The 24,306-nt window shown below is 73.8% G+C and carries 26 protein-coding genes; 19 read left to right on the top strand and 7 right to left on the bottom strand.

The window, feature by feature from the left end; genetic code table 11:
• Positions 1-176: 176 nt before the first annotated feature.
• Positions 177-1,064, bottom strand: coding sequence for a LysR family transcriptional regulator (locus ABD330_RS19945; RefSeq protein ID WP_344466958.1), 888 nt, complete (start codon positions 1,062-1,064; stop codon positions 177-179).
• Between the two features lie 71 nt (positions 1,065-1,135).
• Between ABD330_RS19945 and ABD330_RS19940 the strand changes: the two genes are divergently transcribed.
• From ABD330_RS19940 to ABD330_RS19915, 6 genes are all read left to right on the top strand, one after another.
• Entirely contained in the window at positions 1,136-2,014 is an 879-nt protein-coding gene (locus ABD330_RS19940) for a dihydrodipicolinate synthase family protein (protein ID WP_344466956.1), read from the top strand.
• A gap of 59 nt (positions 2,015-2,073) precedes the next feature.
• Positions 2,074-3,102, top strand: a complete 1,029-nt coding sequence (locus ABD330_RS19935; RefSeq protein ID WP_344466954.1) for an aspartate-semialdehyde dehydrogenase — start codon at positions 2,074-2,076, stop codon at positions 3,100-3,102.
• A gap of 331 nt (positions 3,103-3,433) precedes the next feature.
• Positions 3,434-4,618, top strand: a complete 1,185-nt coding sequence (locus tag ABD330_RS19930; RefSeq protein WP_344466952.1) for an NYN domain-containing protein — start codon at positions 3,434-3,436, stop codon at positions 4,616-4,618.
• Positions 4,619-4,814: 196 nt separating this feature from the next.
• Positions 4,815-5,753, top strand: a complete 939-nt coding sequence (locus ABD330_RS19925; RefSeq protein WP_344466974.1) for an ABC transporter ATP-binding protein — start codon at positions 4,815-4,817, stop codon at positions 5,751-5,753.
• Entirely contained in the window at positions 5,750-6,547 is a 798-nt protein-coding gene (locus ABD330_RS19920) for an ABC transporter permease (protein ID WP_344466950.1), read from the top strand. The genes ABD330_RS19925 and ABD330_RS19920 overlap by 4 nt, the downstream gene beginning before the upstream one ends.
• A gap of 59 nt (positions 6,548-6,606) precedes the next feature.
• Positions 6,607-7,245, top strand: a complete 639-nt coding sequence (locus ABD330_RS19915; RefSeq protein ID WP_344466948.1) for a hypothetical protein — start codon at positions 6,607-6,609, stop codon at positions 7,243-7,245.
• Positions 7,246-7,325: 80 nt separating this feature from the next.
• Here the strand turns inward: ABD330_RS19915 and ybaK are convergent, their stop codons facing one another.
• Genes ybaK through ABD330_RS19900 form a run of 3 tightly spaced genes read right to left on the bottom strand, consistent with a single transcriptional unit; the run spans position 7,326 to position 10,193 of the window.
• Positions 7,326-7,817: a Cys-tRNA(Pro) deacylase gene (gene ybaK, locus ABD330_RS19910; protein ID WP_344466945.1), complete on the bottom strand. Its 492-nt coding sequence runs from the start codon at positions 7,815-7,817 to the stop codon at positions 7,326-7,328.
• 10 nt (positions 7,818-7,827) lie between these two features.
• Complete coding sequence (locus ABD330_RS19905; RefSeq protein WP_344466943.1) at positions 7,828-8,556, bottom strand: LON peptidase substrate-binding domain-containing protein; 729 nt, start codon at positions 8,554-8,556, stop codon at positions 7,828-7,830.
• Between the two features lie 59 nt (positions 8,557-8,615).
• Complete coding sequence (locus ABD330_RS19900; RefSeq protein ID WP_344466941.1) at positions 8,616-10,193, bottom strand: oxidoreductase; 1,578 nt, start codon at positions 10,191-10,193, stop codon at positions 8,616-8,618.
• Between the two features lie 95 nt (positions 10,194-10,288).
• Between ABD330_RS19900 and hisD the strand changes: the two genes are divergently transcribed.
• The 9 genes from hisD (at position 10,289) to ABD330_RS19855 (ending at position 18,776) form a co-directional block, all read left to right on the top strand.
• The gene (hisD, locus tag ABD330_RS19895; RefSeq protein WP_344466939.1) at positions 10,289-11,596 is read left to right on the top strand and encodes a histidinol dehydrogenase; all 1,308 of its coding nucleotides are present in this window, start codon (positions 10,289-10,291) and stop codon (positions 11,594-11,596) included.
• A complete protein-coding gene (locus ABD330_RS19890; protein ID WP_344466937.1) occupies positions 11,593-12,690 on the top strand; it encodes a histidinol-phosphate transaminase in 1,098 nt (365 codons plus the stop codon). The genes hisD and ABD330_RS19890 overlap by 4 nt, the downstream gene beginning before the upstream one ends.
• Positions 12,691-12,695: 5 nt before the next feature.
• A complete protein-coding gene (gene hisB / locus ABD330_RS19885; protein ID WP_344466935.1) occupies positions 12,696-13,289 on the top strand; it encodes an imidazoleglycerol-phosphate dehydratase HisB in 594 nt (197 codons plus the stop codon).
• Positions 13,286-13,435, top strand: a complete 150-nt coding sequence (locus ABD330_RS19880) for a hypothetical protein (RefSeq protein WP_344466933.1) — start codon at positions 13,286-13,288, stop codon at positions 13,433-13,435. Before hisB ends, ABD330_RS19880 begins: the two co-directional genes overlap by 4 nt.
• Before the next feature lie 20 nt (positions 13,436-13,455).
• The gene (gene hisH, locus ABD330_RS19875; RefSeq protein ID WP_344466931.1) at positions 13,456-14,091 is read left to right on the top strand and encodes an imidazole glycerol phosphate synthase subunit HisH; all 636 of its coding nucleotides are present in this window, start codon (positions 13,456-13,458) and stop codon (positions 14,089-14,091) included.
• A gap of 37 nt (positions 14,092-14,128) precedes the next feature.
• Positions 14,129-14,854, top strand: a complete 726-nt coding sequence (gene priA, locus ABD330_RS19870) for a bifunctional 1-(5-phosphoribosyl)-5-((5-phosphoribosylamino)methylideneamino)imidazole-4-carboxamide isomerase/phosphoribosylanthranilate isomerase PriA (RefSeq protein WP_344466929.1) — start codon at positions 14,129-14,131, stop codon at positions 14,852-14,854.
• A complete protein-coding gene (locus tag ABD330_RS19865; RefSeq protein WP_344466927.1) occupies positions 14,851-15,342 on the top strand; it encodes a RidA family protein in 492 nt (163 codons plus the stop codon). Before priA ends, ABD330_RS19865 begins: the two co-directional genes overlap by 4 nt.
• Positions 15,339-16,109, top strand: coding sequence for an imidazole glycerol phosphate synthase subunit HisF (gene hisF / locus ABD330_RS19860; RefSeq protein WP_344466925.1), 771 nt, complete (start codon positions 15,339-15,341; stop codon positions 16,107-16,109). Before ABD330_RS19865 ends, hisF begins: the two co-directional genes overlap by 4 nt.
• Before the next feature lie 180 nt (positions 16,110-16,289).
• On the top strand, positions 16,290-18,776 hold the full coding sequence (locus tag ABD330_RS19855; RefSeq protein ID WP_344466923.1) for a penicillin acylase family protein: 2,487 nt from the start codon (positions 16,290-16,292) through the stop codon (positions 18,774-18,776).
• Between the two features lie 2 nt (positions 18,777-18,778).
• On the opposite strand, the gene ABD330_RS19850 is transcribed toward ABD330_RS19855, so the two are convergent.
• A complete protein-coding gene (locus ABD330_RS19850) occupies positions 18,779-19,450 on the bottom strand; it encodes a TIGR03085 family metal-binding protein (protein ID WP_344466921.1) in 672 nt (223 codons plus the stop codon).
• Positions 19,451-19,465: 15 nt separating this feature from the next.
• Entirely contained in the window at positions 19,466-20,008 is a 543-nt protein-coding gene (locus ABD330_RS19845; RefSeq protein ID WP_344466919.1) for a hypothetical protein, read from the bottom strand.
• 215 nt (positions 20,009-20,223) lie between these two features.
• Between ABD330_RS19845 and ABD330_RS19840 the strand changes: the two genes are divergently transcribed.
• A complete protein-coding gene (locus tag ABD330_RS19840; protein WP_344466917.1) occupies positions 20,224-20,538 on the top strand; it encodes a hypothetical protein in 315 nt (104 codons plus the stop codon).
• Positions 20,535-22,295, top strand: a complete 1,761-nt coding sequence (locus ABD330_RS19835) for a WXG100 family type VII secretion target (protein WP_344466915.1) — start codon at positions 20,535-20,537, stop codon at positions 22,293-22,295. Before ABD330_RS19840 ends, ABD330_RS19835 begins: the two co-directional genes overlap by 4 nt.
• A gap of 92 nt (positions 22,296-22,387) precedes the next feature.
• On the opposite strand, the gene ABD330_RS19830 is transcribed toward ABD330_RS19835, so the two are convergent.
• Entirely contained in the window at positions 22,388-23,107 is a 720-nt protein-coding gene (locus tag ABD330_RS19830) for a hypothetical protein (RefSeq protein ID WP_344466913.1), read from the bottom strand.
• A gap of 216 nt (positions 23,108-23,323) precedes the next feature.
• On the opposite strand from ABD330_RS19830, the gene ABD330_RS19825 reads away from it, so the two are divergent.
• Positions 23,324-23,833 carry a hypothetical protein gene (locus ABD330_RS19825; protein ID WP_344466911.1) on the top strand — a complete coding sequence of 170 codons (510 nt, stop codon included), beginning with the start codon at positions 23,324-23,326 and terminating at the stop codon, positions 23,831-23,833.
• Positions 23,834-23,926: 93 nt separating this feature from the next.
• Positions 23,927-24,301 (top strand): phosphoribosyl-AMP cyclohydrolase, encoded by a 375-nt coding sequence (gene hisI, locus ABD330_RS19820; protein ID WP_344466909.1) that lies wholly within the window; start codon positions 23,927-23,929, stop codon positions 24,299-24,301.
• Positions 24,302-24,306 lie beyond the last annotated feature (5 nt).

Raw genomic sequence — 24,306 nt, 5'->3', positions numbered from 1 at the left:
CTGGGCTGTTGGTTCGGGTGAGCGGGCGCACCGCTTGAGGGTGCTGAGGGCAAGCCCGGCTCACCCGTCCTGACCACCTTCTGTGTCCTCTTCTTCGGCCTCGGCCTGCGCAACTTCCGCCGTCGCGTGCTCTCGTGAGCGGAGCGGCAGGTGCGGCGCCGCACCCACCGCCGCGCTCAGGTCGGCGACTGGCTGAGCTCCGCGGGAATCGCGCCCCGCAGGGCGTCGGCGAAGGCCGCCACCGCCGGGTGGCCCGCTGCTCCGCTGCGGAAGGCGAGGTGGGTGCGGCGGGACATCGGCATCCGGGTCAGGACGACGCCCGGTGGCGGGGCCGCGCTGCCGAGGTGCGGGATGAGCGCGACGCCCTGGCCGCCCGCGACCAGGGCCAGTACGGTCGCGAAGTCGTCGATCTGGTGGCGGACCCGGGGGGTGAAGCCGGCCGCCTGGCAGGCGCGGAAGGTCATGGTGTGGCAGAGCGTGCCGGGCGGGGCCATGATCCAGGGCGACTCGCGGTGGTCGGCGATGCCGCCCGCCGCCGGGGCGGCCAGGTACATCGGCTCGGTGAAGAGGGCCTCGCCCGCCAGCCCGGGCCCCTCCTCGCGCGGCACGAAGTCGTACTCGTGCACGAGGGCCACGTCCAGCTCGCCGGCCCGCAGGGCGGCGGCGACCACGGCGGGGTCGACCTCCGTCACCATCGGCTCCAGGCCCGGGTGGTCGCGGCCGAGCGCCGCCAGCGCGCCGGGGACGATCGCCCGGGCGGCGGAGGGGTAGGTGCCGATCCGCAGTGGCCCGCTGAGTCCTCGGCGGGCGCCGGCCAGCTCGGCGCCGGCCCGTTCCAGCCGCTCCAGGACGGCTTCGGCGTGCCGGACGAGGTTCTGGCCGGCGGGCGTGAGCGCGACCCGGCGTCCGGTCCGTTCCAGCAGCGGCACCCCGGCCTCCCGTTCCAGCACCGAGAGTTGCTGGGACACCGCGGACGGGCTGAAGGAGAGCGCCTCGGCGACGGCGGCGATGGTGCCGCGGTGGGCCAGTTCGCGCAGCAGGCGCAGTCGTCGGACATCGAGCATAAGCAGAGCTTACGCAATACCTCGGAAACCTGAACTGGACCCGCACAGTACCCGCCCGGCAGGCTGGCCGCATGGAACTGCGAGGGATCTACGTACCGCTGATCACCCCCTTCACCCCGGACGGCGCACTGGCCGCCGACGCGCTCGAAGGGCTGGCCCACGCGGTGCTCGACGAGGGCGCCGCCGGTCTGGCGCTGCTGGGCACGACGGCCGAGGCCGCTGCCCTGGACGAGGCCGAGCGCCGTACGGTCGTCGAGGTGGGCACCCGGGTCTGCCGCGAACGCGGGGCCACCGTGATCGTCGGCATCGGCGCCGGCGACACCCGCAGCAGCGCGGCGGCGCTCGCGCGGCTGACGGGGGCGGACGCCGCGCTGGTGACCGTGCCGTCGTTCAGCCGGCCCGGCGAGGCCGGGGTGCTGGCGCACTTCGAGCACCTGGCGGAGCACAGCCCCGTCCCGCTGGTCATTTACCACATCCCCTACCGCACCGGTCAGGCGCTCGGCGCGGACACCCTGGGCCGGCTGGCCGCCCTGCCCGCGGTGGCGGGCGTGAAGTACGCGGTCGGCGGGATCGACCAGGACACCGTCGCCCTGCTCGCCGACCCACCCGAGGACTTCGCGGTGCTGGCGGGCGACGACCTCTACCTCTCGCCGATGCTGGCGATGGGCGCGGCCGGCGGCATCCTGGCCGCCGCCCACCTGGCCACCGGGCGGTTCGTCGAACTGGCGGACGCCTGGCGGCAGGGCGAGGCCGTCCGGGCCCGCGCCCTCGGGCACCGCCTCGCCGCGCTGGCCCGGGCGGTGTTCGCCGAGCCCAACCCGGCGGTGGTCAAGGGCGTGCTGCACGCCCAGGGCCGGATCCCCAGCCCGGCCGTCCGGCTGCCGCTGCTGCCCGCGGGCCGGGCGTCCGTCGACCACGCCTTGGAACGCCTCGCCGCCCTGGACGGCTGAACAGGCATGATGGGCACCGTGCGGGCTTTGACCGAGCAGAACACCGGAGGAGAAGTCGGATGAGGATCGGCATCGTAGGAGCGACCGGGCAGGTCGGCGGCGTCGTGCGCGGCATTCTGGCGGAGCGCGAGTTCCCCGTCACGCAGCTGCGCCTGTTCGCCTCGGCACGTTCGGCCGGGCGGACGCTGCCCTGGCAGGACACCGAGATCACCATCGAGGACGCGGCCACCGCCGACTACAGCGGCCTGGACATCGTGATCTTCTCGGCCGGCGGCGCGACGTCCAAGGCGCTGGCGCCGAAGGTCGCGGCGGCGGGCGCGGTCGTGATCGACAACTCCTCGGCCTGGCGGCGCGACCCCGAGGTCCCGCTGGTGGTCTCCGAGGTCAACCCGCACGCGATCGCCGACCGTCCCAAGGGCATCATCGCCAACCCCAACTGCACCACGATGGCCGCCATGCCGGTGCTGCGTCCGCTGCACGAGGAGGCCGGGCTGACCGCGATGGTCGCCACCACCTACCAGGCCGTGTCGGGCTCCGGCGTGGCCGGTGTCGCCGAGCTGTACGGACAGGCCTGCAAGGTGGCCGAGCAGGCCGACCAGCTCGCCTTCGACGGCGAGGCGGTCGAGTTCCCCGAGCCGAACGTCTACCAGCGCCCGATCGCCTTCAACGTGGTGCCGATGGCCGGCTCGATCGTCGACGACGGCTCGTTCGAGACCGACGAGGAGCAGAAGCTCCGGCACGAGAGCCGCAAGATCCTGGACATCCCCGGGCTCAAGGTCTCCGGCACCTGCGTCCGGGTCCCGGTCTTCAGCGGCCACTCGCTCCAGATCAACGCCCGTTTCGCCCGGCCGATCAGCGTCGAGCGGGTCGCCGAGCTGCTGGCGGACGCCCCCGGCGTCGAGCTCTCCGCCATCCCGACCCCGCTCCAGGCGGCCGGCAAGGACGCCTCGTACGTCGGCCGGATCCGCTCCGACGAGACTGTCGAGAACGGCATCGCGCTCTTCCTCTCCAACGACAACCTGCGCAAGGGCGCGGCCCTGAACGCCGTCCAGATCGCCGAGCTGGTCGCCGCCGAGCTGAACGGCTGACACCGGCCGGCCCCACGCGGGCAGGGCCCCACCCACGCGGGCAGGGCCCCACCCACGCGGGCAGGGCCCCACCCACGGGTGCGGGCCCTGCCCGCGCGGCCGTCCGGGAGCCGGTGGCGCCGCGCCGCGGCTCCGGGCGGGAGGCGCCGCCCCGGCCGGTCCGCCGGGCGGACCGGATCAACGGGGCCGGGCGCAGGACGGTTCACCGTCCGATCGGGGGGTAGAGGAGTGCCCAACGGTCGTGCGGCCGGGATCCGGCGCCCATGCAGTCCCTGCGGGAGCGCCGTCTGGCTCTCCGGTGACGGGGGCCGACCGGAGAAGAGGTGCGCAAGTGGACCGTTGCGTTGTCCTGGTGGACGCCGGATACCTGCTCGGGGCCTCGGCCAGTCTGCTGGCGGGGGAACCCTCCCGTTCGCGGGTGACGGTCGACCACACCGTGCTGATCGCCGCCCTGCGCGAGCGCGCGGAGGCCGAGACCGGGCTGCCGCTGCTGCGGATCTACTGGTTCGACGCCGCCCCCGACCGCCGCCCGCTGCCCGAGCACCGCCGCCTGCGGGTGCTGCCCCGGGTGACGGTACGGCTCGGCGCGCTCACCCGCGCGGAGGGCCGGCGGGTGCAGAAGGGCGTGGACGCCGCGATGCACGCCGAACTCTCCGAACTGGCCCGCAACCGGGCCTGCGCCGACATCGTGCTGGTGACGGGGGACGGCGACCTGCTGCCCGGCATGATGTCCGCCAAGGAGCACGGCGTGGTCGTCCACCTGTGGGCGCTCCAGGCCGCCGACGGCGACTTCAACCAGTCCGAGGACCTGGTCGGCGAGGCCGACGAGCGCCGGGTGCTGGACCGCGAGTGGATCGAGCGCTGGGTCCGGGTCCGCGAGGCACCCCCGCACTTCCAGCACGCCCCCGGCCCGCGCGCCGAACTGGCCGGCCTGCTGGCCGCACCGCCCGTCCCCCACCCGGCCGCCGTGGCCGCCGTGCCCGAGCCCTCGGCGCCGGCCGCACCGGCCGCCGCGCTCAAGGTGGTCCCCACCCCCAAGGACCTCGCCTCCCGCACCGCGACACCCGTGCCCACCTCCCTGGTGCTGCGCTGGTCCTCCGAACGCGGCTGGGTCGAACGCCCGCACCAGGGCCCCGAGTCCTGCACCCCCGGCGACCTGCTGCCCACCCTCGCCCAGCTCACCTCCGCCGAGCAGCGCTGGGCCGACCGCGAGGAGGACATCACCACCATCGGCGGCGACGCCCACGAGGTCGGCCACGTCTTCGCCCGCCGCTGGATGGACCGCCTCGGCGCGATCGAGCGGCTCACCCTGCTCTGGAACGACTACCCGCGCATCCCGCACCGCCTGGACGGCGAGCTGCTGCGGTACGCCGCCCGGTTCGGGCTGCTCGCGCACAAGGACGACCAGATCGACGAGCACGACCGCTACGCGATCAGGGCCGGCTTCTGGAAGGAGCTGGCGACCAGGGTCCCGGGCGGCGAACTGGTGGTCTCGGAGAGCCGGGCGGACGGCTAGACCTGGACAAAGCACGCCGGGCGCCCCCGCCGAAGCGGCGCCCGGCGAGCGCGGAGCCCCGTGTCCGAATCCGCCCGGTCAGCGCGTAGAGTCTTCGACCGTGAGCGACACCGACCGGCCGGCACCACGGGCCACGCCGCAGGACGACCCCGGCGGGCCCGGCCGACCGGCCCGGCAGTGCTGCACCGTACGCGACCTGGCGAAGACCTACCGCAGCCGCCGGCGCGGCGAGACCACCGAGATCAAGGCCAACGACGGCATCGACCTGGACATCCGCTGCGGCGAGGTGTTCGGGCTGCTCGGGCCCAACGGCGCGGGCAAGTCGACCCTGGTCCGCCAGCTCACCGGGCTGCTCCGGCCCGACCGGGGCAGCGTGGAGATCCTCGGCCACGACATCGTCCGGCACCCGGAACTGGCCGCCCGGCTGCTCGCCTACCTCGGCCAGGAGTCCAGCGCGCTGGACGAGCTGACCGTCGTGATGGCCGCCGAGACCACCGGGCAGCTGCGCGGTCTGACCCGGGCCCGGGCCCGCGCCGAGACCGCCGAGGTGCTCACCGAACTCGGCCTGGAGCCGCTCGCCACCCGCCCGCTCGCCAAGCTCTCCGGCGGCCAGCGCCGCCTGGCCTGCTTCGCCGCCGCCCTGGTGGGCGAGCGGCCGCTGCTGGTGCTGGACGAGCCGACCACCGGCATGGACCCGGTCGCCCGCCGCGCCGTCTGGGCCGCCGTCGACCGCCGCCGGGCCGAGCGCGGCACGACCGTCCTGCTGGTCACCCACAACGTCATCGAGGCGGAGACCGTGCTCGACCGGGTCGCGGTGGTGGACGACGGCCGGGTGATCGCCTGTGACACCCCCGGCGGACTGAAAGCCCTGGTGGACGGCGACGTCCGGCTCGACCTGGTCTGGCGGACGGACGCCCCGGTCGAGGTCCCGGCCGTCGCCCGGCTGGCCGAACGCGCCGAGCGCACCGGCCGCCGCTGGACCGTCCGCACCACCCCCGACGAGGCCCGCGAGTTGGTCGCCGCGGTCACCACCGGCCCCGCCTTCGCGGCCCTGGACGACTTCACGCTGGCCACCCCGAGCCTGGAGGACGCCTACCTCAAGCTCGGCGGCAGACACGGAGGGCTCGTCAAGTGACCCTGCTCGAAGAGGCCCCCGAGGTCGTCACCGCCGCCCCGCCCGCGCCCGCCGCCCGGCTGCTGCCCGCGCTGGCCGCCGTCTACCGGGCGCAGCTCGCCCGGGCCAGGGTCTCCCGGATCCCGCTGCTGTTCGTCGCCACCTTCCAGTCGCTCGGCATCCTGGTGATGATGCGCGGCGTGGTCGACCCCGGCGACAACCCGGCCGCGCACGCGGTGGTCGCGGGCTCCAGCGTGCTGGTGGTCGCCTTCGTGGCGCTCAACCTGCTCGCCCAGTACTTCGGCCGGCTGCGCGCCACCGGCGGCCTGGACCACTACGCCACGCTGCCGGTGCCGCCGACCTCGGTGGTGCTCGGCACGGCCGCCGCGTACGCCTCCTTCACCGTGCCCGGGGCGCTGGTGACGGCGGGCGCCGGCGCCTGGATGTTCGACCTGCCCTGGACGCACCTGTGGGTCCTGCTGGCCGTCGTGCCGACGGCCGGTGCGGCGCTGGCCGGGCTCGGCGCGGCCTGCGGGCTGCTCGCGCCGCGCCAGGAGATCGCCACCCTGCTCGGCCAGCTCGGCATGTCGGCGGCGCTGCTGCTCGGCGTCCTGCCGGTCTCCCACCTGCCGACGGCGGTCCAGTGGCTGCGGGACCTGCTGCCCTCCACGTACGGCGTCGAGGCCTTCGCCCGGACCTTCACCCCCGACCCCGACTGGGCGGCCGTCGCCGGGGACCTCTCGGTCTGCGTGGTGGTCGGACTCGCCTCGCTGGCGCTCGCCACCCGGGCCTACCGCTGGGCCACCGTGCGCTGACGGGCACCCGGGGGCGGACCGGTCCGCCCGGAACCGCCCGGTCATGAAACGATGGTCGGGTGACCGTACCGAACACACCTGCGGGTCCCGATGCCGGCGCCGACAGCTTCGAGGGGGGCCCGTACCTCCCCGAACCGCCCCGGGTGCGGCGCCCGCTGCTCCCGGAGCTGCTGATCGGCGGGCTGATCACGGCGGCCGGAGCGCTGCTCGGGCTGCTGGTCGGCGTGCTCTGGCTCCACCTGGCCCCCCGCGTGATGCTCGTCGCGGGCACCGACGCGATCCGGTACGTGGACCCGGAGGGCGAGCAGCGGGCGGGCGCGGACACCGTCTTCGCGTTGCTCGGCCTCGGCGCGGGCCTGCTGACGGCCCTGGTGGCCTTCCTGCTGACCCGCCGCCGGGGCGGCGGGATCTCGGTCGCGGTCGGCCTGGCGGCCGGCGGCCTGGCCGGGTCGGCGATCGCCTGGAAGCTGGGCATGCGGCTCGGCCCGAGCACGAACGTACTCGCCGACGCCAAGCGCGCCGGGCAGGGCGTGGACTTCAGCGCCGCCATCGAACTCGGCGCGCGGGGTGCGCTGCTGGTCTGGCCGATCACGGCGATGGTGGTGCTGCTCGCCCTCTCGGCCGCCTTCGGCAAGCGCGAGGACGACCCGCCGCCGTACTGGGCGGGGCCGCAGCAGGAGGAGAACCCGCCCGGGTAACGCTTCGCTGCGAGGGCGGGCTTTCGGTCCCGCGCGGTTCCCCGCGCCCCTGGAGACCCGGGGACGGGAGCGCCCCCGGGTCAGTCCCTGCCGATCGGGGCGGTGCGGGCCTTGGTGAGGGTGAGCAGGTCGGCGGGGGAGAGTTCGACCTCCAGGCCGCGCCGGCCGGCGGAGACGTAGACCGTCGGGTGGTCCAGGGCGCTCGCGTCCAGGACCGTCCGCAGTGCGCGCCGCTGCCCGAGCGGGGAGATCCCGCCGAGCACGTAGCCGCTGCTGCGCTCGGCCGCCGCCGGGTCGGCCATCGCGGCCCGTTTGCCGCCGACGGCCGCGGCGAGCGCCTTGAGGTCCAGCTGCCCGGAGACCGGCACCACGCCGACCGTCAGTGTGCCGTCGACCTCGGCGACCAGGGTTTTGAAGACCCGCGCGGCGGGCACCCCGAGCGCCTCGGCGGCCTCGCCGCCGTAGGAGGCCGCCGCCGGGTCGTGTGCGTACGCGTGCACGGTGAACGGCACCCCGGCCGCCTCCAGTGCGACCGTCGCGGGTGTGCCCTGGCCGCCCTTGCGCTTCGCCACGCCGTCCTCCTCAGTTGGGGCTGAACGCCTGCCGGGTCAGCTCGTGGGCCGGCAGCGAGGGCAGCCAGGCGAGCAGTGCCGTCTCGCGCCGCAGCAGTGCCAGCTCGCTGGTGAGCCGCTGGGCGGTGTCGGGGCAGGCGAGCAGTTCCTGCTTGACCGGGGTGGGCAGGATCGCCGCCGCCGCGACCAGGTACGAGAGCACCTGCGGGTCGGTGGGCAGCTCCTGCTCCCCGGCGAGGCTGGCCTCGCGGGCGCCCGCCAGACGCTTCTGGTAGGCCCGGAAGGCCCGTTCCACCCCGGCGGCGAGGGCGCCGGCGGCCTCGCCCGGCAGCTCCTCCACGAGCTCGGTCGTACCGACCAGGTACGGCCCGCCGGTCTCCACCGAGCGCAGCCGGAACCGGGTGGTCCCCGTGACGACCAGCCGGTACTGGCCGTCCGGCAGTTCCTGGACGTCCGTCACGTCGGCGATGCACCCGACGTGGTGCAGCGCCTCCAGCGGGTCGCCGGTCACCGTGCCGAGCCCGTCCAGCGGCCCGGCCGGGCCCGGGTGCTCGCGGACCGGCGCGACCTCGCGGCCGTCCTTGATCGCCAGTACGCCGAAGCGGCGCGGGCGGTCCTCCGGCTGGGCCAGCAGATCGCCGACCAGCCGCCGGTAGCGCTCCTCGAAGACGTGCAGGGGCAGCACGAGACCCGGGTAGAGGACCGTATTGAGCGGGAAGAGCGGGAGCCGTTCAGTCACGGCGCACAGCGTAGTTGTCCGACGGCCCGCCGCGCGCCGGGCTTTCCACCACGGAGCCGTTACCCGCGCTGGAGCATCCTGGTCGCGCCCGTCACCACCGTGGTCGCCAGCACCCAGCCCGAGATCACCAGGGCGGTCGCCACCCACTGGCCCGCGCCGCCCGGGTTCCACCCGTCCTGGGAGAGGTCGACCACCGGCAGCACCTTGCTGAGCGCGTACAGGTACGGGTTCCAGTGCGGCACCTCGTCGGCCTTCAGCGGCGGCGGCTGGTGCGTCCCGAAGTACGCGGAGCCCAGCGCCCAGGCCAGCAGCAGCCAGAGCCCGGCCCGCCCCGGCCGGTAGCCGTACCCGACGGCGGCGTCCTGGAGCCGTCCCCAGAGCCGCCCGGGCAGCGGCAGCGTGGCGCGCCGGCGGCGCTCCTTGGCGTACTGGACCTCGCGGGCGTCGTCGTCGCGCCCGTCCCGCCGCAGGGCCGCCGCCAGCTGCTCGTACGGCTCCGGGCGGAACTCGGCGAGGGCACCGTCGAGCCAGGCGATCCGCTGCTTCACCGTGAAGGGCACGGGGGAGCGCAGCGACTCGTAGGTGAAGCCGGTGAGCCCGACCTGTCCGTTCCCCGGCCAGCTCTGCGGCAGGTCGACCAGGTTGCCCACCCTGGCGCGGGAGAGGCCGAGCCTGCCGCCCGGCGGGGTCGGGCAGACGAAGAGCAGCTCGGGGGTCTGGATCTGCTGCAGCGACAGTTCCGCGTCGGGGGAGAAGTGGAACTCGGCGTCGCCGATCACGCAGGCGTTGTCGAAGCGCGCGCCGACCAGCCGGACCCCGCCGTACGCGCGCAGCGGGGTGGAGGAGGTGCCGACGGGTACGGCCTCGCCGTACCCCTGGCCGTAGATCGTCCGGGAGCTCGTCCAGCCGACGTCCGGCGAGCCGCTGAAGTAGGCGGTGTTGCCGACGCTGATCCGCGCCAGGTTGAGGCAGTAGCGGTCGGGCGCGGGCGGCCGCAGCTGGGCGCCGAGCAGGGAGAGCCGGCCGTTGATGCGGCCGGCCCGCATGCTGATCTCGCCGTACGACGTCAGCCGCTCGGCTTCGAAGTCCTGGCTGACGGTGATGCCGTCGGCCGCCAGCGAGCGGCCGAACTGGTCGCCGCCGATGACCGCCTGGTTCATCAGCAGGTCGGTGCCGATCTTGGCGTCGGTGAGCCGGATCCCGTGCGGGATGACGCAGCGGGCGAGGTGCAGGTCGCCCTCGGTGGCCAGCCTGGACGACTCCAGCCGGGGTATCAGGCAGCTGACCAGCCGTATCGTGCCCGCCCGTGCTTCGGAGACCAGCACCTTCCGTTCGAACCGGCAGTGGTGCAGCTCGACGTAGTGCGCGATCGTCCCGCCCGCGAGGTCCAGGTGGCCGGACACGAACGCGCCGTTGAGCTTGAGCGAGGCGACCCGGCCGGGTACGGGCGCCGGCCCGGCGAGCAGCAGCCGGGCGAGCACCTCGGCGCGGACGGTGCGCCCGGGCCCCCAGTCGGGCGAGGCGAGCACGTCGTCCTGGGCGTCGTCGCCCGCGCGCAGGTCGTAGACCTCGCCCTGGCGGAACGCCTCCCAGAGGCCCTTTTCGACCGGCGTCCAGCCGCGCGGCGGTCTCTCCATCCCTGATCCCCCCAAGATCTTGGTCCGTCTCGCCTTTCGTATCACGGACTGAAATGTGGCGGCTCGGATTCCGGCCACTCCCTACACTGGGCTGTGTGATCTCTCGAATCGACCTGCGCGGCTCGCTTGCCGACCCGCGCGACGTGCTGCCCCGAGCCGAGTTCGACGTGGAAGCCGCCCTGGAGAAGGTGCGGCCCATCTGCGAGGACGTACGCCATCGCGGGGTCGCGGCGCTGATCGAGATCACCGAACGCTTCGACGGCGTGACGCTGACCACCACCCGGGTGCCCGAGGCCGAGATCAAGGCCGCCCTGGAGGCGCTCGACCCGAAGGTGCGCGCCGCGCTGGAGGAGTCGATCCGCCGCGCCCGCCTGGTCCACCGCGAGCAGCGCCGCACCGACCACACCACCCAGGTGGTGCCGGGCGGCACGGTCGCCGAGCGCTGGGTGCCGGTCGAGCGGGTCGGGCTGTACGTGCCCGGCGGGCTGGCGGTCTACCCGTCCTCGGTCGTGATGAACGTCGTGCCGGCGCAGGAGGCCGGGGTGCCCGGCATCGCCGTCACCTCGCCGCCGCAGAAGGACTTCGGGGGCTCTGTCCACCCGACGATCCTGGCGGCCTGCGCGCTGCTCGGCGTCACCGAGGTGTACGCGGCGGGCGGCGCCCAGGCGATCGCGATGTTCGCGTACGGCACCGAGGAGTGCGCCCGCGTCAACCTGGTGACGGGCCCCGGCAACATCTACGTCGCCGCCGCGAAGCGGCTGCTCAAGGGCCGGATCGGCATCGACGCCGAGGCGGGCCCGACCGAGATCGCGGTGCTGGCCGACTCCTCGGCGAGCCCGCGCGACGTCGCCGCCGACCTGATCAGCCAGGCCGAGCACGACCCGATGGCCGCCTCCGTGCTGGTCACCGACTCGCTGGAGCTGGCCGACGCCGTCGAGGTCGAGCTCGCCGCGCAGGTGGCGAAGACCAAGCACCGCGAGCGCGTCACCGAGGCGCTCGGCGGGCGGCAGTCCGGCATCGTGCTGGTGGACGACCTCGAACAGGGCCTCGCCGTCGTCAACGCCTACGCCGCCGAGCACCTGGAGATCCAGACCCGGGACGCCCGCGCCGTCGCCGCCCGGGTGTTCAACGCGGGCGCGATCTTCATCGGCCCGTACGCGCCGGTCTCGCTCGGCGACTACGCCGCCGGGTCCAACCACGTGCTGCCGACCGGGGGTTGCGCCTGCCACTCGTCCGGCCTGTCGGTGCAGTCCTTCCTGCGCGGCATCCACGTCGTGGACTACTCCCGCGAGGCGCTGGCGGACGTCGCCGCGCACGTGGTGAACCTCGCGAACGCCGAGGACCTGCCCGGTCACGGTGACGCCATCCGCGCCCGCTTCGACTGGACGGTTCCCGGCGCATGAAGATCGACGACCTCCCGATCCGCGACGAGCTGCGCGGACAGTCCCCGTACGGCGCGCCGCAGTTGGACGTTCCCGTCCAGCTGAACACCAACGAGAACCCGTACCCGCTGCCCGAGCCGCTGGTGGCCCGGATCGCCGAGCGGGTCGCCGAGGCGGCCCGCCACCTCAACCGCTACCCCGACCGCGACGCGGTCGAGCTGCGCGAGGGCCTGGCCGCCTACCTGTCCCGGACGACGGGCTTCGCCGTCACCCGCGAGCAGGTCTGGGCGGCGAACGGCTCCAACGAGGTGCTCCAGCAGCTGCTGCAGACCTTCGGCGGGCCCGGCCGTAGCGCGCTCGGCTTCGAGCCCTCGTACTCGATGCACGCGCTCATCTCCCGTGGCACCGGCACGACGTGGATCTCCGGCCCGCGCCGCGAGGACTTCACCGTCGACCTCGACGCCGCGCTGGTCGCGCTGCGCGAGCACCGCCCCGACGTGGTCTTCGTCTGCTCGCCGAACAACCCGACCGGCACCGCCGTCGCCGCCGACACCGTGCTCGCGCTGTACGACGCCGCGCAGGCCGTGAAGCCGACCATGGTGATCGTCGACGAGGCGTACGTCGAGTTCTCGCACCGCGCCTCGCTGCTGCCGATGCTCGAAGGCCGCCCGCACCTGGTGGTCACCCGCACGATGTCCAAGGCGTTCGGCGCCGCCGGGCTGCGGCTCGGCTACCTGGCCGCCGACCCGGCCGTGGTGGACGCCGTGCAGCTGGTCCGGCTGCCGTACCACCTCTCGGCCGTCACCCAGGCGACGGCGCTGGCCTGCCTGGAGCACACCGACACCCTGCTCGGGTACGTCGAGCGGCTGAAGTCCGAGCGCGACCGGCTGGTCGCCGCGCTGCGCGACCTCGGCCTCGAAGTCACCGACTCGGACGCCAACTTCATCCAGTTCGGCCGCTTCGCCGACACCCACGCCGTGTGGCAGGCGATCCTCGACCGGGGTGTGCTCGTCCGCGACAACGGCGTCCCCGGCCGGCTGCGCGTCACCGCCGGGACTCCCGCCGAGAACGACGCCTTCCTGGAAGCCGTCGCCACTGTGATCAAGGAGCTGTAACTCGTATGTCCCGTCTCGGACGCGTTGAGCGCACCACCAAGGAGACCTCGGTCCTCGTCGAGATCGACCTCGACGGCACCGGAAAGACCGACATCTCCACGGGCGTCGGGTTCTACGACCACATGCTCGACCAGCTCGGCCGCCACGGACTCTTCGACCTCACCGTGAAGACCGACGGCGACCTGCACATCGACAGCCACCACACCATCGAGGACACCGCCCTCGCGCTCGGCGCCGCCTTCCGGCAGGCGCTCGGCGACAAGGTCGGCATCTACCGCTTCGGCAACTGCACCGTGCCGCTGGACGAGTCGCTCGCCCAGGTCACCGTGGACCTCTCCGGCCGCCCGTACCTGGTGCACACCGAGCCCGAGGGCATGGCGCCGATGATCGGCTCCTACGACACCACGATGACCCGGCACATACTCGAGTCCTTCGTGGCCCAGGCCGCCATCGCGCTGCACGTGCACGTACCGTACGGTCGCAACGCGCACCACATCGTCGAATGCCAGTTCAAGGCCCTCGCCCGTGCCCTGCGCTACGCCTCCGAGCGCGACCCGCGCGCGGCGGGCATCCTCCCCTCGACCAAGGGTGCGCTGTGAGCAAAGCAACACTGCTGATCGTCGTCGGACTCTTCCTCTCCGGCGGTGTGTACTCGTTCTGGAAGCAGAAGCACTCGAAGAGCGTGATCGCGGTCCTCGCGATCGGCGCGGTGATGTGCCTGGCCGCCGGCGCCATGCGCCTCTAGAGACTGGATCACCTCTTCTCATGTCCAAGAACGTCGTGGTCCTCGACTACGGGTCCGGCAACCTCCGCTCCGCGCAGCGCGCCGTCGAGCGGACCGGGGCGACGGTCACCGTCAGCTCCGACTTCCAGACCGCGCTGGACGCGGACGGCCTGCTCGTCCCCGGCGTGGGAGCCTTCGAGGCGTGCATGCGCGGGCTGAAGGCCGTCCGCGGCGACGTGATCATCGGGCGCCGCCTCGCGGGCGGCCGGCCGGTGCTCGGCATCTGCGTCGGCATGCAGATCCTGTTCGAGCGCGGTGTCGAGCACGGCGTCGAGACGCCCGGCTGCGACGAGTGGCCCGGCACGGTCGAGCCGCTGGACGCGCCGGTCGTCCCCCACATGGGCTGGAACACCGTCGAGCGCCCCGAGGGCGGCCGGATGTTCGCCGGGCTCGACCCGCAGGAGCGCTACTACTTCGTGCACTCCTACGGCGTCCGGAACTGGGAGCTGGAGGTGACCAACGAGAAGATCAACGCGCCGCTGGTCAGCTGGACCACCCACGGGCAGCCGTTCGTCTCCGCCGTCGAGAACGGCCCGCTCTGGGCCACCCAGTTCCACCCCGAGAAGTCCGGCGACGCCGGTGCCGCCCTGCTGACCAACTGGGTCAACACCCTCTGACAGGTCAACACCCTCTGACGCTTGGAAGTTGCTGCATATGAGCCGCCTCGAACTCCTCCCCGCCGTCGACGTCCGGGACGGCCAGGCCGTCCGCCTGGTCAAGGGCGCCTCCGGCACCGAGACCTCCTTCGGCGAGCCGCTCGCCGCCGCCCTGGCCTGGCAGAACGCCGGCGCCGAGTGGCTGCACCTGGTCGACCTGGACGCCGCCTTCGGCACCGGTTCCAACCGCGAGCTGCTCCGTGAGGTGACCGGCCGCCTCGACATCAAGGTCGAGCTGTCCGGCGGCATCCGCGACGACGAGTCGCTGGCCGCCGCCCTCGCCACCGGCTGCACCCGGGTCAACCTCGGCACCGCCGCCCTGGAGGCCCCCGAGTGGGTCGCCAAGGTCATCGCCGAGCACGGTGACCAGATCGCGGTCGGCCTCGACGTGGTCGGCACCACCCTGCGCGGCCGCGGCTGGACCCGCGACGGCGGCGACCTGTACGAGGTGCTGGCCCGCCTCGACTCCGAGGGCTGCACCCGGTACGTCGTCACCGACGTGGACCGCGACGGCACCCTCACCGGGCCCAACCTGGAGCTGCTGCGCAACGTCTGCGCCGCCACCGACCGGCCGGTGGTCGCCTCCGGCGGTGTCTCCTCGCTCGACGACCTGCGCGCCATCGCGGGCCTGGTACCGGTAGGTGTCGAGGGCTCCATTGTGGGCAAGGCCCTCTACGAGCAGAAGTTCACCCTCGAAGAGGCCCTGGAGGCTGTATCCCGATGACCGAGACCCCGGCCGGCACACCGAATCCGCGCACCCACTGGGTATCCGGCACGTCCCCCTGGGAGGACGAGTTCGGCTTCGCCCGCGCCGTGACGGCCGGGGACTTCGTCTACGTGGCGGGGACCACCGCCTGGGACGACGGCATGGTCCAGCACGAGGGCGACCCGTACAACCAGGCCCTGGCCGCCTTCGGCGTCACGTTCAAGGCCCTGGCCCAGTACGGGCTTTCGGCCGCCGACGTGATCCGCACCCGGATGTACCTGACCCACGTCCGGGACTGCGACGAGGTCGGCCGGGCGCACAAGAAGCTCTTCGACGCGACCCGCCCGGTGGCGACCATGGTCGTGGTCGAGGGCCTGATCGACTCCCGGATGATGGTCGAGGTCGAGGTCGAGGCCCACCGCCCCGGGCTCGCCGCCTCGCTCGCCGAACCACTCGCCCGACCGCTCGCACAGCCAGTCGCACAGCCCTTGGAAGGCACGCCGTGACCCTCGCAGTACGTGTGATCCCCTGCCTCGACGTCGACAACGGCCGGGTGGTCAAGGGCGTCAACTTCCAGAACCTGCGCGACGCGGGCGATCCGGTCGAACTGGCGAAGCTCTACGACGCCGAGGGCGCCGACGAGTTGACCTTCCTGGACATCACCGCCTCCTCCGGCGACCGGGAGACCACCTACGACGTGGTCCGCCGCACCGCCGAGCAGGTCTTCATCCCGCTCACCGTCGGCGGCGGCATCCGTGCCGTCGAGGACGTCGACAGGCTGCTGCGGGCCGGCGCGGACAAGGTCGGCGTCAACACCGCCGCCATCGCCCGGCCCGAGCTGATCCGCGAGATCGCCCAGCGCTTCGGGCGCCAGGTGCTCGTCCTCTCGGTGGACGCCCGGCGCTGCCCCGAAGGGACCGAGACCGCCTCCGGCTACGAGGTCACCACCCACGGCGGCCGCCAGGGCACCGGCCTGGACGCCGTCGAATGGGCGGGCCGCGCGGCGGAGTCGGGCGCGGGGGAGATCCTGCTCAACTCGATGGACGCCGACGGCACCAAGGACGGCTACGACCTGGAGATGATCCGTGCCGTCCGCAAGGCGGTCTCCGTCCCGGTGATCGCCTCCGGCGGCGCCGGCCGGCTCGCCGACTTCGCCCCGGCCGTCGAGGCCGGCGCCGACGCCGTCCTCGCCGCGAGCGTCTTCCACTTCGGCGACCTGCACATCGGCCAGGTCAAGACCGCCCTGCGCGAGGCCGGCCACCCGGTCCGCTGAGCGGCCCGGCCGCTCCACCGAACGGCTCCACCGGGGCCCGCCGCACACCGCCCGAGGGCGCCGCGCGGCGGGCCCCGCCGCGTCGGTCCACAGGAGTACATCCAAGGAGTGACGCGTACCCGCGAAGTCCGCCCTGGAGGAGGATGACGCTCCGTCACCACCCGTGGAAATCTTGGCCGCATGAGAGAACCTGGCGAGCTGACCAAGCGTTACCACCGGTTCCCGCTGAAGCGATTGGCGGCCTCCGCCGCCGCCCTGTGCATCGCCGCAGCCCCGGGGTTGTTGCCGACACCCGCCTCCGCGTCCGCACCGTCGACGGCCTCGGCCGTCACGACGACGAGCGGCAACGGGCACACGGCCGAGATCCGGCGCACCGAGTACGGGATACCGCACATCCTGGCGCACGACTTCGGCGGTCTCGGGTACGGGTACGGCTACGCGTTCGCCCAGGACAACCTCTGCGCGACGGCCGACCGGGTGGTGACGCTCCGGGGTGAGCGCTCCAGGTACTTCGGCCCGACGGCGGCCTCCAGCGACATCCTGGAGAGCCCTGCCACCAACCTGGCCAGCGACACCTACTACCAGGCGCAGCGGGAGGCCGGCACCGTCCAGCAGCTGCTGGACCGCCCGGCACCGCTCGGCCCCACGGACCGGATGCGCCAACTGGTCGACGGGTACGCCGACGGCTACAACCGCTACCTGCGCGACACCGGCGTGGCGAACCTGCCGGACCCGACCTGCAAGGGCAAGCCCTGGGTCGGCCCGATCACCGCACTGGACATCTGGACGCTCATCCACGACGTCGACCAGGTGGCCGGAGCCCCGCAGTACAAGCAGCTGATCGCCACCGCGACGCCGCCGACGGCCGGCACCGGCGCGGGTGCCGGTGCGGGTGCCGGCGGCAAGGCCGCGGCCGCACCGCCCGCTCCGCTCTCCCTCCCGGGCGCCCCGGGTGCTTCGGGCGTCCCGGGCGCCCCGGACGCGCCGGTGAGCCGGACGGGCAGCAACGGCTGGGCGCTCGGCCGGGATGCGACGCAGGGCCACGACGGGATGCTGCTGGCCAACCCGCACCTGCCGTGGACGGGCAACGCCCGTTTCTACCAGGTGCAGTTGACGATCCCCGGGGTGCTGGACGTCTCCGGTGCCAGCATCTACGGCACGCCGCTGGTCGAGATCGGCCACACCCGGGGCCTGGCCTGGACGCACACCACCACCTACGCACAGCACGCCGAGCTCTACCGGCTCTCGCTGGTGCCCGGCGACCCGACCAGCTACCTGGTGGACGGGAAGGCCGTGCCGATGACACGGCAGACCGTCCAGGTCTCCGCGCCCGGGGCCGACGGCAAGCCGGCCACCGTCACCAGCACGCTCTACACCTCCCGTTACGGTCCGGTGCTGGCGAGCAACTGGACGGCGGCGAACGCCTACGCGATCCGGGACGCCAACGCCGACAACCTGCGCTCGATGAACGAGTGGCTGGCGATGGACACCTCGCAGAACGTCGCTCAGCTGAAGGCCGCGCAGAGCGCCTACCAGGGCATCCCGTGGACGTACACCCTCGCGACCGACACCGGTGGTACGGCGTACTTCACCGACTCCTCGGTCGTCCCGCACCTCACCGACGCCCAGGCCCGGCAGTGCGCCGTCCCGGGCGGCGCCCTGGACGGCTCGACGACGGCCTGCGACTGGGGCAGCGACCCGGACGCGATCGAGCCGGGCATCTTCGGCCCGGGCAGTGCTCCCCGGCTGACCCGCACGGACTACCTGGCCAACTCCAACAACAGCCCGTACCTCGCCAACCCCGCCGAACCGCTCACCGGCTACCCGGGTGTCTATGCCTCCGGGCGGCAGCTCGACCTGCGGCCGCAGCTCGGGCTCCGGATGATCGCGCAGCGGCTGGACGGGACGGACGGGCTGGGCACGCCGGGCTTCACCCTGCCCACGCTCCAGGACACGATGCTCGGTGACCGCGACCTCAGCGGGGAGCTCGGCCGGGATGACGTGCTCACGATGTGCCGCGCCCACTCCACCCTGACCGCCACCGACGGCACCCCGGTCGACACCCGGGCCGCCTGCGACGCGCTGGCCGGCTGGAATCTGCGCGGCGACGCCGACAGCCACGGCGCCGTCCTGTGGTCCGCCTTCTTCGGGCTGCTGAACGACTGGCGGATCCCGCAGACCTGGTGGCGGGTGCCGTACGACCCGGCCCAGCCGCTCACCACCCCGCGCGGCATCAACGGCGACGACCCGCAGGTGCAGCGCGCCCTGGCCGACGCCGTGCAGCAGCTCGGGTCGCGCGGCCTCGCACCCGACGCCGCCCCGGCGAGCACCCAGCGCTGGGCGGGCGTCCCGCTGAACGGCTGCGACGGCGGCGAGGGCTGCTTCAACGTGCTCAACGCGACGGTGGGTTCGGGCGGCGCCGGTGCCGTCGACCCCGGGCAGGCGGGCGGGGCCTTCGGCTCCAGCTTCGTGATGGCCGTCGAGCTGACGCCGCACGGCCCGGACGCCCGGACGCTGCTCACCTACGGCGAGTCCGTCAACCCCACGTCACCCCACTACAGCGACCAGGCCGTGCTGTTCTCGCAGAAGCAGTGGGTCACCGAGCGGTTCACCGAGGCCGAGATCAAGGCCGACCCGCAGCTGCACACCACCAGGCTGTGCCGCTGACCTCACCGGTCGGCCGGGGGCAGTGGCAGCGCCGCACGCAGCGCCGCCACCGCCCCCTCCGCGCCTTCCACCGTGAGCGCAGCCCGGGCGCCGCGCCCGAACGCGAAGAGCACCAACTCGCCCGGCTCGCCGGTCACCTCGACGACCTCCGCACCGGCCGGGCCGACCTCGATCCGGCCCCGGCCGGGGCTGACGAGCGCCAGCCGTACGGGCGACTTCCGGCCCGCCTCCAGCCGGGCGAGCAGCGGGAGCCGCCGCCACAGCGCCGCCGCCAGGCCGGCCGGGACATCCTCCGGCCCCCCGCCCTGCTCCCAGCCCCGCTCCCCGCCCTGCGCCCGCCGGACGTCCTCCGCGTGGACGAAGTACTCGACGGTGTTCGCGGCCTCGTCCACCCGCGCCAGCGCGAACGGCGAGAACCGGGGCGGCCCGGCCCGGAACACCCGGACGGACTCCTCGTACGGACGGGCCGCGTACCCGGCCTGGACCTTCGCCGTCCAGCCCGCGAGCGCCTTCACCCGGATCCCGGGGGCCGCGTCGGCCCGGCGCTCGCGCAGCAGCAGGTGCGCGGCCAGGTCCCTGGCCGTCCACCCCGCGCAGAGGGTCGGCGCCTCGGGGCCGGCCGCCGTCAGCAGGTCGGCCAGCCGCTGACGTTCGGTACGTGCGAAGTTCGACATGGCGTCAACATAGACCTACCGCAGCAGACCCGTCAGCTTCCGGCCGCCCTGCCGGTCGCTGGCCGTCAGGGTGCAGGTGGCGTCCCGCATCCCCGCCTCGTAGTACTGGAGGTAGGGGCCGAGCGGGAAGCCGTAGTAGGGGCCGCCGCCGCCCTGGCGCTGCTCCCACTGGGCCAGCGGCGTCTTGCAGGCCTCCCGCAGGGCCCGGCCGATCTGGGTGTCGCTGGTCAGCCCCTCGGGCAGCACGACGTCGGCGATCGCCTCGCCGTCGTGCCCCTGAGCGCACGGCCGGGCCTCGGCCCGGGTGATCACGGTGCTGAGCTGCGGGTGGTCGAAGCACGTCCCCGGCAGGAAGTACGGGTACGGCAGCACCTTCGTCGGGCTCGGCGACGGGGCGCTCGACGTGCTCGGCGCCGTCGGGGGCGGCGGGAGGGCGGCCTTCTTCCGCGCGTCCGGCCAGAGCAGGACCGTCACGGCGGCCACCAGCGCCAGTGCGAGGACCACGATCACCGCTGCCCGTGCGCGGCGCGGACGCCGCTCTGTCGGCTCGTCTGTCATGTCTGTCCGTCCCCCTCGGCCCGCCCACCCGTCGCGGCCCATTGTGGCGGCCCGGTGAGGGTGGCGCCACGGATTCGCGGGTTCCGTGCGGGGGCTGCGGCGGAGCGGCGCGAGGTGGCCGGGCCCAGGGGGTGGCGGCCGACCCTCGGTACGCCCGGGATGCGTGTGTCAGTAGGATAAGCCGCTGAATAGCGGCTAGCTGAAGGGCATCTGCCATGGGGGACACGGGGTTTCGGGCACAGCCCGACTCGATCAGCGGATATGCGGCAACGGTCGCCGGACAGGCCGAGCAGGTAGGGCAGATCCAGTCGGCGGTCTCCGGGATCGCCATCTCGTCGGACGCCTTCGGCCACCTGCCGAACGCTCAGAATCTGGCACAGGTCTACCAGGAGCACGCCGACGCGAGCCGGCAGAACCTCGCCGACCTCCTCCAGGCGCTGACCGGTACGGCGGACGGGCTCAACTACACGGCACAGAACTACGCCGAGCAGGATCGTGCGATCAGCTCGGGTCTCGGGGGCGGACAGTGAGTCAGCACCACACGTCAGGGCACACCCACGGGCACACCCCGGCTCCGGAGCCGACGCACCGGCCGGTCGACCCCCGGCAGCCGGGCCAGTCCTGGAGCAACCACCCCCACCCCGCTCCCACCCCGCCCGAGCCGGTCGTGCACCCGCACCCGCACCCCGGCCCGCACCCCGCGCCGAATCCCGTGCCGCCGGACGACAACGGCGCGCCGCACCCCGCACCGGACCGCGACGACCCCGCGCCGGACGGCGGCGGTGGCGAGGCGGGCGGCGAGCCGCAGCACGGCTTCCTCGGGGGCCTCGTCCAGAAGGCCGGCGACAGCTTCAAGGACAAGGTCGGCGAGAAGGTCGGCGACAAGGCCGGCGAGTGGGTCAACGGCAAGCTCTTCGGGCCCGAGGACGGCTCGGGCGAAGGCGGGGGCTCCACGGGGGAGTCCTCGACGGGCCTGGACTCCGTGGGCGACGGCGCCGGTGAGGGCGCCGGTGGCGAGGGCTCGGGCGGCGAGGGTTCCGGCGGCGGCTTCGCGGCCGGCGTCGGCGCGGGCGTCGGGGCAGCGGTCGGTGCGGTGGGCGGTGCTGCGGCCGGTCCCACGTCGCGTCTCCACTCCTCCTCCGGCGGCTACCCGGGATCGGCGCCGGGAGACGAGTCCGGGAGCGCCGCGTACGACTGGGCGCAGGCCACCCCGCCGACGCCGATGGCCCCGATCCCCGAGGCGACCCACCCGTCCCGGGGCGGTCTGGGCGGCATGCTGGACGAGGCCGTCCAGTACGCGCTGGAGAAGTCCGGCCTGATGGACGAGCTGGAGAAGGTCACCGGTGACCTCGCCCAGCTGAACGCCGCCGCCCAGGAGTGGCAGGCGCAGGCGAAGGCCGCGCAGCTGGCGGCGGAGGAACTGCGCGGCCGCGTCCAGCCGCTGGCCGGGCAGTGGTCGGGCACCGCGTCCGACTCCTTCGGCAACCACATGGGCCAGGTGGTCGAGGCTCTCGACTCCACCGCCGACTGCATGCTGCAGACGGCGCAGATCATCGGCCAGTGCGCCCAGGAGTGCGCCCTCGCCGAGGGCATGGTCATCGAGATCATCAGCGAGGCGATCGAGGCACTGATCGCCTCGCTCGCCGCCGAGGCCGTGATCGCCGTCTTCACGGCGGGCATCGGCGTCATCGCGGACGCGCTGCTCACCGAGGGCGAGATCGCGGTCTACGTGGCCCGGGTCGCCCGGGTGTCCACGAAGCTGGCCGAGACGCTCGAAAAGCTCCTGATGGCGCTCAAGAAGCTCGGGTCCGCCGTCAAGACGGCCAGGAGCATCGGTGACGCCAAGAAGGCGATGGACGCGCTCAAGGAGGTCAAGACCGCGGCCCAGGGGCTCCGGGACTTCGAGCAGGGCGGGGACGGACTCGGCAAGCTGGCCAAGGACGCCTGGAAGGACAAGTCGATGGCGGGGGTCGGCGACGGCCTCAAGGACTTCGCCGTCCGCAAGGGCGTCAGCTACGCCGACGGCAAGCTGACCGGCCTGGCCCAGGACGGTATCGACAACGTCCTCGGCATCAGCCCGGACGACCAGGTGCAGACCGGTGACCTCAGCTTCAAGGGCCTTGCGGGGGCGGCCGGCAAGTCGGCCCTGGGAGTGGCGAAGGAGGGCCTGATGAGCGGCACCAACAAGTCCGCCGTCGAGGGCGAGCTCGGGCACGACCTGGGGATCGAGACCGAGCCGGCGCCGTACCGGGTCGACACGTCCAGGATCGAGAGCGCCTTCGGGTGACGCCCGCGCCCGCCGGACGGCGGGCCCCACGCCCGAGGGGGCACCGCGGACTCCGCGGTGCCCCCTCGGGCGTCCCGGCCGGGGCCGGCCCGTCAGCCCAGCAGGGCGGTCAGCCCCTTCAGCGCGTCCTCGTTGACCGCGTCGAGCGCGATCCACGAGCCGTCACTGAAGGCCAGGTCGATCCGCCGGGTGAACACGGAGCCCGGCACGTCCCGGCGCAGCCCGTACGTGCCGCGCGGCAGTTCGAGCAGTCCGGTGGCCTGGTAGGCCTTCGACTCCTCGTACAGCCAGAGCCGGCTCAGCAGCAGCATCCGGCGGTCCGTCAGCACCAGGGTGAAGTGGTCGTGGTCGGCCCGGAGCTTCTCGCCCGGCGTGGTCCGCACGGCCCGCCACACCGCCCGGGCCGTGCTCTTCTCGCCACCGCTCCACGAGCCGCCGTGCAGCGGCCGCCGGATCGCGCGGTACGCCCGCCGCTCCAGGCGCAGCCCGTACGGCCGGCGGTACAGCAGGTCGGGCATCAGGATCTCCACCAGCCAGCGGGGGAGGAAGTACAGGCAGATCCCGCGCCAGAGACCGCGCAGGCACCGGACGAGGAACCGCACCGGCGCCCAGAGCAGGTCGCTGCGGGTCTGCCCCCAGTCGACGGTCCAGAGCGGCAGCAGCGGGTCGAGGTCGACCGCGAACACGCCGAGCAGCGCCTCGCCGGGGTGCAGGTGCGCAGCGGCGGTCTGCTGGAGCGACGGGTGCCCGAGCGGCGCGGGCGCACCGCCCCACCCGGGGGTCCATCCGGGCTGCTGCTGGTACGTGCTCAAGCGGGGGCCTCCTCGGTCCGGCGGCGGTCGACGCGGTACGACCGGTCGGTGTACGGGTGTACGGGTGTACGGACGTGCTGGTGCACGGGTGTTCGAGCTGTCGGTGCTCCAAGCTATCCCAGTCCGGCCGCGCACCGGCCCGGGATCGGCGGGCTGCGCGGCCGGGCCGTGCCCTACGCTGAGGGCGGCACGACCCGTTCAAGGGGTCTTTCACTCATGCGAGTCGGAATCATCGGTCACGAAGGCCTCTCGGGGATCACCGAGATGCTGGTGCGCGGCGAGATGTGGCAGTTGGTCACGGTGTTCGGCAGTTACGAGCTGGTCGGGGTGACCTGCCTGCGGGAGGGGCCGGAGAGCTGGTTCGCGCAGGCGGTGCTCGACCACGGCGGCAAGGTCGAGGTGATCGTCCCGGCCGGTGCCGGCCGGGCCGGGGCCTTCGCCGGGCCCGGCAGCCGGACCAGGCAGCGGCTGCTGAACGAGGCCAACGCGGTGCACCGGCTGGCGCCCGCCGAGTCGGGCGGGCTCGGGGACGACACCTGCCGGGCCCTGGTGGGCATGGTGGACGAGGTGATCGCCGTCTGGGACGGCCGTCCCGGCAGCGAGGCCGCCGAGGTGGTGGCGCAGGCGCGCCGGGCGGGCCTGTACGTCCAGGTGGTCTGGCCGGACGGCTGCGCGAGCCCCGAGCCGGCGCCCGGGCCGGGACCCGGTCCCGTACCCGGACGTTGACCGCCGGACGTTGACCGTGGGCGGTGGCCGCCGGGCCGCGCGGCCCGGGCGGCCGGGCGGGGCGGCGGCAGGCCGGGCTGCGACAATGGCCGCATGTCGACCTCACCCGCAGCCCCCGGCAGCACCGCGCTCGATCCCGTCGTCGCCGCCCGCCTCAAGCGCACCGCCGACGGCCTGCTTCCCGCCGTCGCCCAGCAGTACGACACCGGCGAGGTGCTGATGCTCGGCTGGATGGACGACGAGGCGCTGCACCGCACCCTCACCACCGGCCGCTGCACCTACTGGAGCCGCAGCCGCAACGAGTACTGGGTCAAGGGCGACACCTCCGGCCACTACCAGCACGTCAAGTCGGTCGCGCTGGACTGCGACGGCGACACCCTGCTCGTCCGGGTCGACCAGGTCGGCGCCGCCTGCCACACCGGTGCGCGGACCTGCTTCGACGAGGACGTCCTGCTGCCCGCTCGGTAGTCTTC

Origin of the sequence: Kitasatospora kazusensis (assembly GCF_039529945.1) — a bacterium.
Taxonomy (GTDB): Bacteria; Actinomycetota; Actinomycetes; order Streptomycetales; family Streptomycetaceae; genus Kitasatospora; species Kitasatospora kazusensis.
The sequence above is the reverse complement of the archived record's forward strand: the minus strand, read 5'-3'. Positions and strand labels throughout refer to the sequence as shown.

Coding starts and splice junctions, on each gene's coding strand:
- ABD330_RS19945 (WP_344466958.1), bottom strand. CDS start 1,064: ATGCTCGATGTCCGACGACTGCGCCTGCTGCGCGAACTGGCCCACCGC.
- ABD330_RS19940 (WP_344466956.1), top strand. CDS start 1,136: ATGGAACTGCGAGGGATCTACGTACCGCTGATCACCCCCTTCACCCCG.
- ABD330_RS19935 (WP_344466954.1), top strand. CDS start 2,074: ATGAGGATCGGCATCGTAGGAGCGACCGGGCAGGTCGGCGGCGTCGTG.
- ABD330_RS19900 (WP_344466941.1), bottom strand. CDS start 10,193: ATGGAGAGACCGCCGCGCGGCTGGACGCCGGTCGAAAAGGGCCTCTGG.
- ABD330_RS19890 (WP_344466937.1), top strand. CDS start 11,593: ATGAAGATCGACGACCTCCCGATCCGCGACGAGCTGCGCGGACAGTCC.
- hisB (WP_344466935.1), top strand. CDS start 12,696: ATGTCCCGTCTCGGACGCGTTGAGCGCACCACCAAGGAGACCTCGGTC.
- hisH (WP_344466931.1), top strand. CDS start 13,456: ATGTCCAAGAACGTCGTGGTCCTCGACTACGGGTCCGGCAACCTCCGC.
- priA (WP_344466929.1), top strand. CDS start 14,129: ATGAGCCGCCTCGAACTCCTCCCCGCCGTCGACGTCCGGGACGGCCAG.
- ABD330_RS19865 (WP_344466927.1), top strand. CDS start 14,851: ATGACCGAGACCCCGGCCGGCACACCGAATCCGCGCACCCACTGGGTA.
- ABD330_RS19855 (WP_344466923.1), top strand. CDS start 16,290: ATGAGAGAACCTGGCGAGCTGACCAAGCGTTACCACCGGTTCCCGCTG.
- ABD330_RS19850 (WP_344466921.1), bottom strand. CDS start 19,450: ATGTCGAACTTCGCACGTACCGAACGTCAGCGGCTGGCCGACCTGCTG.
- ABD330_RS19845 (WP_344466919.1), bottom strand. CDS start 20,008: ATGACAGACGAGCCGACAGAGCGGCGTCCGCGCCGCGCACGGGCAGCG.
- ABD330_RS19840 (WP_344466917.1), top strand. CDS start 20,224: ATGGGGGACACGGGGTTTCGGGCACAGCCCGACTCGATCAGCGGATAT.
- ABD330_RS19825 (WP_344466911.1), top strand. CDS start 23,324: ATGCGAGTCGGAATCATCGGTCACGAAGGCCTCTCGGGGATCACCGAG.
- hisI (WP_344466909.1), top strand. CDS start 23,927: ATGTCGACCTCACCCGCAGCCCCCGGCAGCACCGCGCTCGATCCCGTC.